Raw genomic sequence first — 14,515 nt, 5'->3', positions numbered from 1 at the left:
GCTATAAATGTCCTTATTCAGATTTTTGGCGTTCGCCCAATACCGCGTCGCTGCGAGCGCGGACAAGCCACCGATCCAGTGTGCGTACCGATTGCAGTTCTTCAATACGCCACAGTTGCTCCAGTAGTCCTTCAGCCTGTTCCCGCGGCATCACCGGCATCGTCAAGCTGAAAAACTTCTGCTCCAGAGCCACATCAGTCAGCGGATTGCCTGGCGCGCCCAATGGTACTTCCACGCACAAGCTCGCCTGCCGGCCATCCACGGTCCGCAGCGTCACCACGGGCTCGCCATCCTCGGACAGGCGCGGGTCGACTTCAAGGTGAATGCGCGACAGCCATTGGGTCATATGCGGATCGTTGCGTTGCGAGTCGTCAAAAGCCTGCAATCGACAATGCCCCTGCACCAGCCGCGCGGCCAAGGCATACGACAGGCTCATTTGCGCGGCTGCAAGGGTGCTGACGTCCTGACCGCCACACATGTTGTGGAGAAACCTGCTCAGCAGTACCTGCACGTCTTCGACCTGGTCGACCCGTGCATTCAGTTGATCCAGCAGCAGCCCCAGAGCGTCGATGGCCGAATGGGTCCCGCGGCAGGAGGCATGGGGTTTGATCGAGCAACGGGCGAGCTTCCAGACCACACCAAGGTCCGCATCCAGCGCTTCGGGCATGGAGGTCTCCGGGGCGAGGGTTTTCAGAAAACCACCCCAGACCTCATCGAACAACTGCGTCGGCCCGCTGATGCCCTGTTGGGCAAACCGCGCCGCCAGTAGCCCACCTTCTGCGGCTCGTCCGCTGTGCAGTTTCTTGCTTTGCGAACCGTCGTGGATAAAGGCCCACAGGCCACCGCTGAAACTGCCGGCAATGCCTAGCGCCGCGAGGGTTTGCCGCGCATCCAGGCCCAGGATGCGTGCACTGGCTGCTGCCGCACCGAACACTCCACAGGTCGCGGTGGAATGCCAACCGGCGCCGTTGTGGGCTGAATAGCCACCGCATGCTTCGAGCACCCGACGGCCCACTTCGTAGCCGATCACTACGGCACAGATGAACTCACGACCATTCACTGGCCGCGCGAGCAGCGAAACTGCCGCCATCACCGCCGGGAGCACAACGGCACCGGAATGATCGCAGCCACCGGTGTCGTCCAGCTCCAGGGCATGGGCGGCAACACCGTTAAGCATTGCTGCCTGAGCCGCGTTAACCTGCAGATCAGTGCCCCAAACCGACACCTCACCCGTTTCACCGACAAACACCTTGCCCGCCTGTTCTGCGACCCCGCTATCGGCTCCGGCCAGCGTCGCGCCGAACGTATCAAGAATGTGCCGCTTGGCTTGCGCCACCAATGCAGGAGGCAAATCTTCAAACCGCAGGTCCACACAGAATTGCGCCAGACGTTGCAGACGTTCGCTCATAAAACGTAATCCCGATAATGTCGCTCGTAAACGGACGCCGGATGATCCTCGGCGACCGGCGTTGCGGTTTCTGCCCACCACTGCGCGACCTCGGCACCCGTGGCGATCCACACGTCATCGTGCTGTTGAATGCCCTCGATCAACTCGCGCAACACGCCTATCCGTCCCGGCGTGGCGATGATTTCCGGGTGGAGGCGAAGCACGTAGCACAGGCCAAAGCGATGAAACCCGGCGAAGTCCATCTGCAGGTTGCCCAAGGTGTGGCTGTAGGACGCGATCCGCGATTGCCCCGGCGGCACCGCCGGGCTCAGGTTGAAGGCGAAGTAAGGCTCGTCTTCCAGTTCATGATGCAGGGGGAGTTCAATGACGCTGGGTGCAGTTGGGTGAGCGAATGGCAAGTCATCGCCGCGCCACGACGAGGACCAGCGGATGCCCTGGACTTTCAAGGCCTCGATGAACCCCGGTGCGGCATTGCCCGCCGGGATTCGAAAGCCGACCGGCCGCTGGCCGGTCAGTCCGGCCAGGGCCTCACAGCCCTTGGCGATGTCATCGCTTTGCGCGGCCAGGTCCAGCGTGTCGTAGTCCTGATGACGATAACCAGCGCAGGCGATTTCATGGCCGTCGGCCTGGATCGCCTGAATGTGTTCGGGGTTTTCCTGCGCAACGATGCCGGGGACAAACCAACTGCTGAAGACCTCGAGTTCCTTGAACAGGCCGAGCAACCGCTCCACGCCGCGTTGGGTGCCGTAGCGCCATACCGACAAGGTCTTGTCACGTCCGGCGACTTCCGGGGCCTGGGTCAGGATGCCGTGGATGTCGTTGTAATCGACGGTCAGTACCACGGCGCAGCGATAACCTTTCGGCCAGGGAGTGAGATCAGCCATGGTGATGCTCCTTTAGCCACCACTGGGCGACGTCGCGGCAGGTGGCGAACCATACGTCGTCGCGCTGGCGCATGTGTTCGAAGAGTTTTTCCAGCAGCAGGATGCGCCCCGGCTTACCGGTAATCTTGGGGTGGAACAGGGTGGTCAGGCATAAGCCTTCGCCCATCGCGCCGTCGTATTCGCGGCACCAGTTATCCAAGGTCAGCGCGTAGCTGGCCGTGCGGTCCAGCCCGCAAGGGAAGTTCGGCGCGCGGGTATAGGCGAGGGAGGCGTAGTCGTCCATTTCCCAGCGGCCAGGGATTTCCACCAGCGGCGTATCGAACCCCGGCACGTTCACCAAGTACGGTCGATCGTCTCCACGCATGCTGCTGGAATAGGTAACACCGGCCTCCACCAGCATGGCCGGGGTTTCGGCACGCCAGTCGCCGGACGGCGTCCGAAAACCTTCTGCGCGAATGTTCAGGTGTTTCCAGAACACCTCGCGGGAGGTGTTCATCACCTCTTTTTGCTGATCCAGCGTCAGGGCGTAAAAAGATTCGTGTTTGTAGCCGTGATAAGCCACCTCATGCCCGCGTTCGACAATCGCCTGGCACTGTATCGGCCAGTTCTCTACGACCCAGGCCGGCACGAAGAATGTCGTCGGGATACGGAACTCGTCGAGCAGATCGAGCAGGCGTGGTAGCGCCCGGTAAGGACCATAGCCACCGAAACCGAAGTACTCGGGCTTGCGCCAGATCGAGCCGTTGAGCATGGCGTCACCGGTCGGGCCATCGAGGTCGAAGGCCAGGGCCAGGCAGGCCTTGTATTTGTCAGGCCAGGTGGGTTGGGGCGAGGAGGACATCTGTAGTGCTCCAATAATCTTTCAAATACACAACCTATCCCTGTGGGAGCGAGCTTGCTCGCGATGAAGTCGGCACACTCACATCTGCGCCGGCTTCATCGCTTTCGCGAGCAAGCCCGCTCCCTCATTGGATTAGGGGACGTTGCGCGGTTACTTCCCGGCGTTGATGGTCACGGTCTTGATTGCACCCAGTTCCAAGTCCCATTTTTTAAGGATCGCCTGGTAGCTGCCGTCATCGATCATGCTTTGCAGCGCAACCTTCACCGCTTCGCTGAGCTCGGGTTTTTTCTTGCTCACGCCCATCCCACTGAACTGCTCGGAGATCGGCAGGCCCACGGTCTTGTACATGTCCTTTTCCTGGGTCTTGAGGTAGGGCAGGGTTTCGCTGCCCTGCATGGCCGCATCGATGCGACTCTGGCGCAGTTGCGCACGGGCATCGGCCGAGCCTTCGGTGCCGATCACATTGATCGCAGGCTTGCCGGCGGCTTCACAGTTGGCCTTGCTCCACTCGGCGATTTCCGTCGGGAAGGTGGTGCGGCGGCTGGTGCCGACTTTTTTGCCGCACAGGTCGACGATCTCGTTGGTGTCCTTGTTTTTCTGCAGGGTGTAGAACTGCGGACCGCTGGTGAAGTAGTCGATGAAGGTCACGCTGGCCTGACGTTCGGCGGTGTCGGTCATGCCCGACAGCACCATGTCCACGCGGTCGGTGGTCAGGGCGTTGATCATTTGTTCGAAGCCGGTTTCCTGCCATTTGATCTTCACGCCCAGGCGTTCGGCCAGGGCATTGCCCAGGTCATAGTCCAGACCGGTGAGGGTGTTGGTGGCCGGGTCCTTGAAATCCATCGGCGGGTAGTTCGGCATGATCGCTACGACGATCTCGCCCTTGGCCTTGATACTGGCCGGCAATTCAGTGGCGACGGTGACGCCGGATGCCATAACGCCTGCGAGCAATGCTGGAATAACGAAGTTCTTCATGGTCGTTCTCTTTTGAGTGTTGTGAGCGCCAACGGGCGCTTAGGTTCGAACGGCAGAAATGAAGCTTTGGGTGCGAGGGTTTTGCGGACTTATTAGTATTTCTTCGGGGCTTCCAGCCTCCACGATTTGCCCGCCGTCCATGAACACCATGCGGTTGGAAACCTCGCGAGCGAAGCCCAGTTCATGGGTGACGACGATCATGGTCATGCCGGTCTGCGCCAGATCGCGCATCACCGACAGCACCTCACCGACCAGTTCCGGGTCGAGTGCCGAAGTGGGTTCATCGAACAGCATCAGCTTGGGGCGCATGGCCAATGCACGAGCGATGGCGACGCGTTGCTGCTGGCCGCCCGAAAGCTCGATCGGGTAGCTGTTGCGCTTGTCGGCCAGGCCGACGCGGGCGAGCAGCTCCAGCGCTTCCTCATTTGCCTCTTTGGGTGAGCGCTTGAGCACCTGGCACGGTCCTTCGATGATGTTCTGCAGCACGGTCATGTGCGGGAACAGGTTGAACCGTTGAAACACCATGCCGGTGGACAGCCGCTGGCGGGCGATCTGCGTTTCGTTGAGTTCGTGCAGCTTGTTACCGACGATCCGGTAGCCCACCAGTTCGCCGTCGACCCACAGGCCGCCCTTGTCGATTTTTTCCAACTGGTTGACGCAGCGCAGCAAGGTGCTTTTTCCCGAGCCGGACGGGCCGATGATGCACAGCACTTCGCCTTGCTCGACTTCGATGTTGATGTCCTTGAGCGCGTGGAACTGGTCGTAGTATTTATTCAGGCTCACGGCCTTGACGATGCTTCTCATGTGGAACTCCTCAGGAACGCTTGCCGGCGCCGCGGGCGAAACGACGCTCCAGGCGGCTCTGACCAAAGGACAGGACGGTGACGGTGGCCAGGTACCAGATGCCGGCGACGATCAGCAGCTCCATCACGCGGGCGTTGGCGTAGTAGATGTTCTGGGCGTTGTAGAGCAGTTCCGAGTATTGGATGACGCTCGCCAGCGAGGTCATTTTCACCATGCCGATGAACTCGTTTCCCACCGGTGGAATGATGATGCGCATGGCCTGGGGCAGGATGATTCGACGCAGCGCTTGCAGGCGCGGCATGCCGATCGACTTCGCGGCTTCATACTGCCCGGTGTCCACCGAGAGTAGACCGGCACGCACCACTTCAGCGGTGTAGGCACCTTGGTTGATGCTCAAGCCAAGCAGGGCCGCCACGAATGGGGTCATCAGGCTCACGGTGTCCATTTCGAACAGGCCGGGGATGCCGATGGTGGGGAAGATCAGCGCCAGGTTGAACCACAACAGCAGTTGCAGGATCAGCGGCGTACCGCGAAACAGCCAGGTGTAGATCAGCGCCACATAGCGCAGGATCGGGTTGGCCGACATGCGCATGATCGCGGTGATCACACCGAACACGATCCCCAGCGCCATCGCCAGCACCGCCATGACGACGGTGTTGAGCAGGCCCCACATGATCGCCTGGGAGGTCAGGAACTGGCCGATGTACGACCATTCGATCTTGCCTTCGGCGAAGGCGCGCACCAGGCCGATGAGTGCGATGACGATCACCGTGGCGAAGAAGATCCGCCCGTAGTAGCGCCGGGGCACATGATCGTACTGGGTGATGTCGAACTGGTTTTCCGCCAGCTTGCGCTCCGCCTGGAGTCGTTCTGCCTGTGTCTGGCTCATGGTGGTTCTCCGTACTCGGTTTCGGCGCTATCGCTGTGGGAGCGAGCTTGCTCGCGATAGCGGTGGGTCAGTCCACGTTGATGTTGAAGGTGAAGCCGTAATCGCGAGCAAGCTCGCTCCCACAGGTTTTGTGTGCCGCTTCAGAGGCGGAAGCCCTGATAGTCCTCGGTCCATTGCTGCTGGGCGGCGAGGGCGGTTTTCAACCGGCCGATCTGTTCGCGCACCTGTTGTGGCGCGGTCCCGCCCCAGCCGCTACGGGCAGCGATGGCGGCTTCGAGGGTCAGGCTTTCGCGCACTTGCGGTGTGAGGCGCGGGTCGATTTCCGCCAGCAGTGCGGGGGAGGCTTCCCACAATTCGATATCGTTTTTCTCGCAAGCCTGGACCAACGCGCCGGTGATCTCGTGAGCTTCCTTGAACGGCACGCCGCGCACTGCCAGCCAATCGGCGACTTCGGTGGCGAGGGTGAAGCCCAGCGGTGCCTGGCGACGCAGTTCTTCGACGTTGACTTTCATGGTCGCAACCATTCCGGCCATGGCCGGCAGCACCAGCAACAGGGTGTCGACGCTATCGAGCACGCCGTTCTTGTCTTCGCTCAAGTCGCGGTTGTAGGACAGTGGCAAGGATTTGAGGGTGGACAGCAGACCGGTCAGGTTGCCGATCAGGCGTCCCGCCTTGCCCCGTGCCAGTTCGGCGATGTCTGGATTCTTTTTCTGCGGCATGATCGAACTGCCGGTGGCGTAGGCGTCATCGAGCGCGACCCAGCGGAACTGCCGCGACGACCACAGGCAAAACTCTTCGGCCAGGCGCGAGATATTGATGCCGAGCATGCTGGCGATGAACAGGAACTCGGCGACGTGATCGCGACTGGCAACGGCGTCGATGGAGTTTTCGCAAACACCGCTATAGCCCATTTCCTTTGCCGATTGCTGAGGCAGACGCGCGATAGCCGAGCCAGCCATGGCCGCCGCACCCAGTGGCGACAGTGATGTACGTACGTCCCAGTCCACCAGGCGCTGTACGTCGCGCAGCATCGACTGGGCGTGGGCCAGCAGGTGATGAGCGAACACGATCGGTTGTGCCTGTTGCAGGTGGGTGAAGCCGGGGCAAATACTCTCGATGTGTTGCTCGGCCTGGTCCACCAGTGCCTGCTGCAAACCCAGCACTTCAACGGCCAGGGTGCGCACGTGGTCACGCAGGAACAGCCGCAGGTCGTTGGCGGTCTGGTCGTTGCGCGAACGACCGGCACGCAGCTTGCCACCGAGGGCGCCGAGGCGTTCTGTCAGCAGGCGCTCGATAAAGGTGTGGACGTCTTCGTCATCCAGGGTCGGGGCGATGCCGCCAGCGCGGTAGTCCGCGCCGATGCGTTCCAGGGCGTCGAGCATGGTCAGGGTTTCTTGCTCGCTCAGTAGTCCGGCGCGCTGCAATTCCCGGGCATGGGCCTTGGAGCCGGCGAGGTCATACGGGGTAAGTCGGAAGTAACGCTCAGGGCAACGGGAGAGGGCCGCCAGGGCTGCGGAAGGGCCGCTTTTGAAGCGAGCACCCCAGAGACGGTCGGTGGTTTGGGCCATTGTTGTTTTCCTCGTCAGTAACGCGAACTGAAATGGGTAATCCGGGCCCAAACGTCGCTGAAAAATAGGCGTGCGAAATCGGGCCAGAGCAGTTTTCAAGGGGCAGTTGCAACGGAGCGAGAGCTGATCGAAGTGTCAGCTTTTAATGTTTCGAGATCAGTGGTTTGGCATGGATGCCTGGGATTTATTGGCGGTTGCCAAGGCTGGTTTTCTGTGTTCATTATTATTAGGCCAGCTATATTTTTTGTTGTTGGACACAGACTGTTGGATAGGGCACCAGAGGTAAATAAGCATTATGGAAACCCCACTTTCCAATTCCGGAAACCCGCCGCCGAAACCGCTGCAACGGGCACCGTTAGCCCTGAGTGGGCTGGACTTCAAACTGCTCAAGGTGTTTAAGGCCGTGGTCGAGGCAGGAGGCTTCAGTGCTGCGCAAAATGAGCTGAATGTAGGGTTGGCAGCCATTAGCAAACAGATTTCCGATCTGGAAATCCGTATCGGCATGCGCCTTTGCACGCGGGGGCGAGAGGGGTTTCACCTGACAGAAGAAGGGCGTCTGGTATATCAGGCGTCAATAGATTTATTTGCCTCGGTTGACAATTTCCGCGATCGTCTTAGTTCCGCACAAAATGAACTTGTCGGCGATCTTGGCGTGGGAGTTATTGATAATACGATCTCTGATTCCAATTCGCCGTTAGTTGCCGCGCTTAAGCATATAAATGAACAGTCGCCCAAGGTCAGGTTTCAACTTCAGGCCACGCAACTTGATGAGGTTGAAAGAGGTGTCGTCGAGGGGCGATTGGTGGCGGGAATTGTGCCGATTTATCAAAAGCGCGAAGAGTTCGATTACTACGCGTTATACGAAGAGCGCTCGGAGGTTTATTGCGCGCTCGGCCACCCGCTGTTCTCCATGGCGGACGCGGACTTGGGGGAAAATGTGCTCAAGGATTACGAGTGCATCAACCATCGCTACGCGATTCATCGCGACAAATTGAAATTTGCCCACTACGACAGCTTTTCCGCCTCGGCAACCCAGGTGGAGGCCGTTGCACTGCTGATCAAAACAGGGTGTTTCCTGGGCTTCCTGCCCCAGCATTACGCCGCGCCGATGGTCGCGCGGGGCGAGTTTCGCGCGGTGCGCCCGGACCTGTTCAACATCGTCACGCCGTTCAGTCTGATACTGCGCCATAACATAGTGCGCAGCCCCCTGGTCAAGGCATTTGCTCTGGCATTGGGCGTGGACTTAAAAGTCCCGGTATGAATGTTTTTCGCGTTAAACACTAACGAGCACCGGTTACGAACAACAACGATTGACCAAGCGTAAAGGCCCAGCATTTACAGCAGTACTAACGCCGTTCTATTCGGCCTCTGTTGCGTCGACCGATTGAGTCTACAGCTGATTGTTGCCAGTCAAGGCACGGAGAAGTCGGCTCTCCCAGACTGATGGACCTGTTCATGGACGGTCTATGCGCTGACATCCCCGAAAGCTTGAAGAAGAAACCGTCGAGAACTTAACTAAGCGCTCGACGAACAGTGTGCCTACAACGAGCGATGCAAAGGCGCTAGCATGAGCGTTTACTCATAGAAGGGCCCATCATGCGAAACCTCCCTCCTTCTTCGAGCCTGCGCGCCTTTGAAGCCGCTACCCGGCACGCCACATTCACCGCGGCAGCAGAGGAGTTGCATGTCACACAGAGCGCAGTGAGCCACCAGCTCAAGCATTTGGAACAGCTCTGGGGATTGCAACTGTTTCATCGCGGTAACTCGCAGCACCTGACCTCGGCAGGCGCAGCGCTTGCGCCCATCGTGCGGGAATTCTTCATGAAGCTCGAGGCCACCTTGGCCGATCTGCGCGAGCAGAACGGGCGACAGCGGCTGAGCGTGAGCACGACCTATTCTTTCGCCTTGAAGTGGTTGCTGCCCAGGCTGCCTGATTTGGCGAAAGCGCATCCGGAAATTCTGCTTACCCTGGACAGTACCGATAGCCCCATTAACTTCTCGACGACAGACCCGGACGTGGCTATCCGCCTGGGCAACGGGCATTTCCCTTCGCTGTTTTCAGAATTCCTGTTCCGCGAGCAGATTTTCCCAGTCGCCAGCCCGACGTTGCTTGCACGCTTTGGTACGCCTCAAACGGCTGCCGAATTGTTGCGCTATCCGCTGCTTACGCGCGATGGCGCAGCGTTGGTGCCGAAATGGGAGCAGTGGTTTGCCCAGGTGGGCGTCGAGGTCACGAGCTTGAAGGAGAGCATTCGCTACGCAGATACCAATATGACCATCGAGGCGGCGCTCCTGGGACAAGGGATCGCGCTGGCACGCAGCGGGCATGTCGAAGCCGAACTCAATGACGGCCGTCTTGAAAGGCTTTTCGAACTGCCGTGTGCATCGCCCCTGGCGTATTACTTCGTATGCCCCAAGGGGATCGAGACCCAGCCTCATATCACCCACTTTCGTCGTTGGCTGGTTACCCAGGCCCTGGACGCGCAGCACGCTTATGCATGAGGTTTTCTTCATGCCGGGATGAAGAGACTTTGCTTTTTTGGCGCTACTCGATCGGTCTAGGATGATGCATGCCTTTACACATCATCTGCCTCGTCTTGTTCGCCGCGCTGCTGCATGCCAGCTGGAATGCCATGCTGCGCGGGGGCACCGACCGTTTGTGGTCCATGACCATCATGTGCGTGGCGATAGCCTTGGCGAGCGTCATCGTGGCGGCGCTGCTGGCGCCGCCCGCCCGTGCCAGCTGGTTCTGCGTCGGACTCTCCGCTGTATTGCACGTGGGTTACAACCTGTTCCTGGTGCGCAGTTACAAGTCCGGCGACCTGGGCCAGACCTATCCAATCGCCCGCGGTGTATCCCCGATCCTGATCGTCCTGGCCGCTTCGCTGTTCGCGGGCGAGCGCGTGGTGCCGAGTGGACTGCTAGGTATTGCGTTGGTGTCGACCGGAATCCTCTTGCTGGCTTATACCGGGCGCCGGCGGGCGTTACCTGACTTGCCCTACGCACTGGGCACCGGTTTTTTCATTGCCGCTTACAGCGTCGTCGATGGCATAGGCGTTCGCCTCTCCGGGGCGCCAATGGCCTACACCGCCTGGATGTGCCTGTTGTGGGGCGTGATGATGCCCCTGGTTTATATCGGACTGCGAGATGCCAGAAGCCTCTTTGCCTGGCGGCCAGGTATCGCCGCAGCCTTCGCTGGCGGGTTGGTTTCATTGCTGGCCTACGGCGTCGTGATCTATGCCATGGCCCATGCCCCGATGGGAGCGGTGTCCGCCCTGCGGGAAACCAGTGTCATGTTCGCCGCTTTGATCGGGTACGCCTTTCTTGGCGAAGCATTGACCTTGCGCAAGCTGCTGGCCTGCGCCGTTATTGCGCTCGGTACGCTGGTTGTCGGTTGACGCCACTTTTTTCATTTGGCTGTGAGGATTGACCATGAATGACCGTTCGCAAAAACCCGTGATCCTGATCACCGGAGGCGGGCGCGGGATCGGGGCGGCGACCGCCCTGCTGGCCGCTGAGCAAGGTTACGACGTCGTGCTGACCTACATCGCCGATGAGGCGTCGGCATTGGCGGTGGCAGCGCAAGTCGAGGCCAAAGGGAGCCGTGCCTTGGCGGTGCGTGCCGATAACGCCGACCCAGCCCAGGTCGCCGAACTCTTCGCCACCCTTGACCTGCGCTTCGGACGAATCGATGTGCTGGTCAACAACGCTTCGATATTGGCACGCCAATCTCGCTTGGAAGATCTTGGCTTCGAGCGCATGCAGCGAATCTTTGCGGTCAACACCTTGGGCCCGATGCTCTGCGCGCAACACGCGACCCGGCGCATGGCCTACCGTTATGGCGGGCGTGGCGGTGCCGTCATCAATATCTCTTCGGCGTCAGCCCGCCTCGGTAGCCCGAATGAATACGTGGACTACGCAGCGTCCAAGGGGGCGGTTGAAACGTTCACGACCGGTTATGCCAAGGAAGTGGCTCGGGAGGGGATTCGGGTCAACTGTGTTCGCCCCGGGCATATCTACACCCAGATGCATGCCAGTGGCGGAGAGCCGGGTAGAGTCGACCGGGTGAAGGAGACGATCCCGATGGGGCGTGGCGGCCAGCCGGAGGAGGTGGCGCGGGCCATTCTCTGGTTGGCGGGGCCGCAGGCTTCGTTTGTGACGGGCACCTTCCTGGATGTGACCGGAGGGAAGTAGACCGGTTAGCGAGGTCGTCCTGCAAAGAATAGGATTTGGGCTTGCAAGTCGCCGCTGATCCCTGGCCGGGATCGCGGCGAAATGAGGGGCCTGTCGCTACTTGTAATGTTGCTCAAACACCGCCAACTGCTCAGGCTTGATCAACTGAAAGGGCACCCAGACGTCCGTTTCCACCGGTTCTCCCTTGATCATCTTGAGCGCTGCCTGTACCGCGCTGGTCGCCTGGGCCTTGGGATCCTGGAACACCGAGGCGACCAGCATCCCGCGCTTGATCGCCGCGAGGCCATCGGGCAAGCCGTCGATCCCGACGATGGCGACCTCGCCCTTGGTTTTGCCGGCCTGCTGCAAGGCCATGGCCGCACCGATGGCCATCTCGTCGTTGTTGGCGACGATGGCGTCGAACCGACTGCCCGCCAGCAACCAGTTACTGGTCAGGTCCATCCCTTTGTTGCGCTGCCACTCGGCACTTTGCTGCTCGACGATCTTGATGCCGGGATAGTCCTTGAGCACCTGTTTGACGCCTTCGGTGCGGTCGTGGGTGGCGTTTTGCGCCAGGTCGCCCATGATGATCGCGAGGTTGCCCTTGCCGCCGAGCTTTTCGGCCAGGTAGCGCATCTGCAGATGTCCGGCCTCGATGTCATTGGACGCCACCGTGACGACGCCCTTGGGCAAGGTGCGTTCGTCCGGGTGACGGTTGACGTAGACCAGCGGCGTCTTCGCTTCGACCGCGGCGCGGGTGATATTGGCCGTGGCAGAGGTGTCCACCGGCAGGACAATGACCGCATCCACTTTCTGGTTGATAAAACCCTGGACCTGGTTGAGTTGGCGCACCACGTCGCCTTGGGCGTCCTCGAACTGAATCTGCACGTTTTCCTTTTTCGCGGCCTCGGCCAGGCCGTTACGCACGTAGGTCATGAAGTTGTCGTCGACCCTGGCGATGCTGACGCCGATGCGATAGTCGGCGGCGGCCCATTGGCTGAAGAGCAATAGCAGGGTGGCGAAAAGCAGTGTGCAACGACGCATGATGGTATTCCTTTTGTTGTTATGGGTTGAACGTCATCAAGTGATGAAAATCTGCCACGCGTTTCTAATGCAGCCCGGCGCAGGCCTCATCCATCAAGCGAGAAGGCCTGTCTGAACCGTTCAAGCGCGACCTCGCTGTCACCGCTGGCCCAGCCTTCGAGGCCGACGACACCGCTGTATCCCATGCCGAACAAGGCCCTGGCAATGGCGGGATAGTGGATTTCACCGGTGCCGGGCTCCATGCGTCCCGGCACATCGGCGACCTGGATTTCGCCGATGGCGTTGCCGGCGCGCTGGATCAGTTCGATCAGGTTTCCTTCGCCGATCTGTGCGTGATAGAGGTCCAGGTTCATCTTCAGGTGTGGGCTGCCCACGGCTTCGATCAGCGCCAGGGTATCGTCAGCGCGGGCGAACGGCGTGCCCGGGTGGTCGACTTCGGTGTTGAGGTTTTCCAGTAGGAACACCCGGCCTGCGTCTTCGCCCAGGCGGGCAATTTTTTCCAGCGTCTTGCAGGCGCTTAACCACATGCGGCCGGTGGTCTGGGCAACGGGTTTGACCGGTAATCCCTGGTCACCCAGGCCGGTGCCATGCAGGTTCAGGCTCGGGCACCCCAATTGAGCGGCGACCGCCAAGGATTCCTGGGCGCTGTCGAGCAGTTGCTGGATGCCCTCGGGATCGGTCAGGCTACCTGAGATGTAGCCGGTCATGGAGGTGAAGTCCGCGCCGCTCGCTACGAGGGCTTGGATGTCTTTGGTCGTCCAGTTCCATATCTCGACGCTGAAGCCCAGGGCATGAATGCGTTTGACACGCTCGATGAAGGGCAGGTCGAGGAAGACCATTTCGGCGCTGATCGCCAGTTTGAACGGGATGAAACTCATGACCGTGCTCCTTGCACGCGCACCGCCTTGCCCTGTTGGAAGGATTCGATACAGGCACGGGCAATGGCCAGTGCCGCCCGCGCGTCTTCACCGCTGGCCAAGGGTTTTTCTCCACTGCGCACGCAGTTGGCGAAGTGGTTGAGCTCGGCCACATAGGCATCCCGCAGCAGGTCGGTGTCCATGCGCTGGGTGTCGGCCTGGACCCCATTGGCCAGGTACCGCAGCAAGTCAGAGTCGTTGACGTTGCCCATGGTCAGCATGCCAGCGCTGCCGAACACTTCGCCGCGGACATCGTAGCCATACACGGCCTGGAAATTGGCCTCGGCCGTGGCGATGGCGCCATTGTCGAAACGGATGGTGACCACCGCAGTGTCGAGAAACCCTTTGGCCTTGTAGGCCGGTGCGATCAGGGCATCGGCCATCACAAAAACCTCAACCGCCTCGGCGCCCGGATTCAGGTAGCGCAGGGTGTCGAAGTCATGGATCAGGGTTTCCAGGAAGATCACCCATTGTGGTGACGCAGCCGGGTTGTTCAGCGCTGGGTCGCGGGTCAACGAGCGCAGCAGTTGTGGCGTACCGATCCGGCCGGCGACCACGTCCAGGTGGGCGGTGCGGAAGCTTCTGGCGAAGCGGCGGTTGAAGCCGACTTGTAGCGTCACCCGAGCATCGGCAGCGGCGGCGATGGCGCGGTCGGCCTCGTCGAGGGTGATGGCCATCGGTTTTTCACAGAACACGCCTTTGCCGGCCCGGGCCGCACTGATCACCAACTCGGCATGGCTGCGTGCCGGGGCGGCGATCAGCACGGCGTCGATGTCCGGGTCATCGAGTAATTGCTGTGGGTCGGTATAGACCTTCTGCACGTCCAGTTCTGCCGCCAAGCGTGCGGCTTGGCCGGGCGTAGGGTCGGCGATGGCGGCGAGGCAGGCGCCGGGGATGTGCCGGGCGGCGGTCAGGCCGTGAAAACTGCCCATGCGGCCGGCGCCGATGAGGCCAAGGCGAAGGGTCTTGGATGTGCTCATGAACATGACTCCCTTTATTGTTTTAGCGACTC

Annotated in this window: 14 protein-coding genes; 4 read left to right on the top strand and 10 right to left on the bottom strand. The window is 60.5% G+C overall.

Annotated features, from left to right (window positions below):
- Positions 1-13 precede the first annotated feature (13 nt).
- From TK06_RS09045 to argH, 7 genes are all read right to left on the bottom strand, one after another.
- A complete protein-coding gene (locus TK06_RS09045; RefSeq protein ID WP_063321804.1) occupies positions 14-1,408 on the bottom strand; it encodes an MmgE/PrpD family protein in 1,395 nt (464 codons plus the stop codon).
- On the bottom strand, positions 1,405-2,292 hold the full coding sequence (locus TK06_RS09040) for a polysaccharide deacetylase family protein (RefSeq protein ID WP_063321803.1): 888 nt from the start codon (positions 2,290-2,292) through the stop codon (positions 1,405-1,407). Before TK06_RS09040 ends, TK06_RS09045 begins: the two co-directional genes overlap by 4 nt.
- Positions 2,285-3,133: a polysaccharide deacetylase family protein gene (locus TK06_RS09035; RefSeq protein ID WP_063321802.1), complete on the bottom strand. Its 849-nt coding sequence runs from the start codon at positions 3,131-3,133 to the stop codon at positions 2,285-2,287. Before TK06_RS09035 ends, TK06_RS09040 begins: the two co-directional genes overlap by 8 nt.
- A gap of 150 nt (positions 3,134-3,283) precedes the next feature.
- A complete protein-coding gene (locus TK06_RS09030; RefSeq protein WP_063321801.1) occupies positions 3,284-4,108 on the bottom strand; it encodes an ABC transporter substrate-binding protein in 825 nt (274 codons plus the stop codon).
- Between the two features lie 39 nt (positions 4,109-4,147).
- Positions 4,148-4,912: an amino acid ABC transporter ATP-binding protein gene (locus TK06_RS09025; RefSeq protein ID WP_008001408.1), complete on the bottom strand. Its 765-nt coding sequence runs from the start codon at positions 4,910-4,912 to the stop codon at positions 4,148-4,150.
- Positions 4,913-4,922: 10 nt separating this feature from the next.
- Positions 4,923-5,801, bottom strand: a complete 879-nt coding sequence (locus TK06_RS09020; protein WP_063321800.1) for an amino acid ABC transporter permease — start codon at positions 5,799-5,801, stop codon at positions 4,923-4,925.
- A gap of 140 nt (positions 5,802-5,941) precedes the next feature.
- Positions 5,942-7,369: an argininosuccinate lyase gene (gene argH / locus TK06_RS09015; RefSeq protein ID WP_063321799.1), complete on the bottom strand. Its 1,428-nt coding sequence runs from the start codon at positions 7,367-7,369 to the stop codon at positions 5,942-5,944.
- 295 nt (positions 7,370-7,664) lie between these two features.
- Here argH and TK06_RS09010 point away from each other — a divergent pair, with 295 nt between their 5' ends.
- The 4 genes from TK06_RS09010 to TK06_RS08995 all read left to right on the top strand — a co-directional run bounded on the left by TK06_RS09010 (position 7,665) and on the right by TK06_RS08995 (position 11,563).
- Positions 7,665-8,630: a LysR family transcriptional regulator gene (locus tag TK06_RS09010; RefSeq protein ID WP_063321798.1), complete on the top strand. Its 966-nt coding sequence runs from the start codon at positions 7,665-7,667 to the stop codon at positions 8,628-8,630.
- A gap of 335 nt (positions 8,631-8,965) precedes the next feature.
- Positions 8,966-9,871: a transcriptional regulator GcvA gene (gcvA, locus tag TK06_RS09005; protein WP_063321797.1), complete on the top strand. Its 906-nt coding sequence runs from the start codon at positions 8,966-8,968 to the stop codon at positions 9,869-9,871.
- A gap of 68 nt (positions 9,872-9,939) precedes the next feature.
- On the top strand, positions 9,940-10,767 hold the full coding sequence (locus tag TK06_RS09000; RefSeq protein WP_063321796.1) for a DMT family transporter: 828 nt from the start codon (positions 9,940-9,942) through the stop codon (positions 10,765-10,767).
- Positions 10,768-10,801: 34 nt separating this feature from the next.
- Positions 10,802-11,563 carry a glucose 1-dehydrogenase gene (locus TK06_RS08995; protein ID WP_063321795.1) on the top strand — a complete coding sequence of 254 codons (762 nt, stop codon included), beginning with the start codon at positions 10,802-10,804 and terminating at the stop codon, positions 11,561-11,563.
- 96 nt (positions 11,564-11,659) lie between these two features.
- On the opposite strand, the gene TK06_RS08990 is transcribed toward TK06_RS08995, so the two are convergent.
- The 3 genes from TK06_RS08990 to TK06_RS08980 all read right to left on the bottom strand — a co-directional run bounded on the left by TK06_RS08990 (position 11,660) and on the right by TK06_RS08980 (position 14,483).
- Complete coding sequence (locus TK06_RS08990) at positions 11,660-12,586, bottom strand: sugar ABC transporter substrate-binding protein (protein WP_063321794.1); 927 nt, start codon at positions 12,584-12,586, stop codon at positions 11,660-11,662.
- Between the two features lie 86 nt (positions 12,587-12,672).
- Positions 12,673-13,464, bottom strand: a complete 792-nt coding sequence (locus TK06_RS08985; RefSeq protein WP_063321793.1) for a TIM barrel protein — start codon at positions 13,462-13,464, stop codon at positions 12,673-12,675.
- Entirely contained in the window at positions 13,461-14,483 is a 1,023-nt protein-coding gene (locus tag TK06_RS08980) for a Gfo/Idh/MocA family oxidoreductase (RefSeq protein WP_063321792.1), read from the bottom strand. The genes TK06_RS08985 and TK06_RS08980 overlap by 4 nt, the downstream gene beginning before the upstream one ends.
- Between the last annotated feature and the right edge of the window lie 32 nt (positions 14,484-14,515).

Source organism: Pseudomonas fluorescens, from assembly GCF_001623525.1.
GTDB classification, from domain to species: domain Bacteria; phylum Pseudomonadota; class Gammaproteobacteria; order Pseudomonadales; family Pseudomonadaceae; genus Aquipseudomonas; species Aquipseudomonas fluorescens_Q.
Note: the sequence above shows the minus strand (reverse complement) of the source record. Positions and strands in the feature narration are given on the sequence as shown.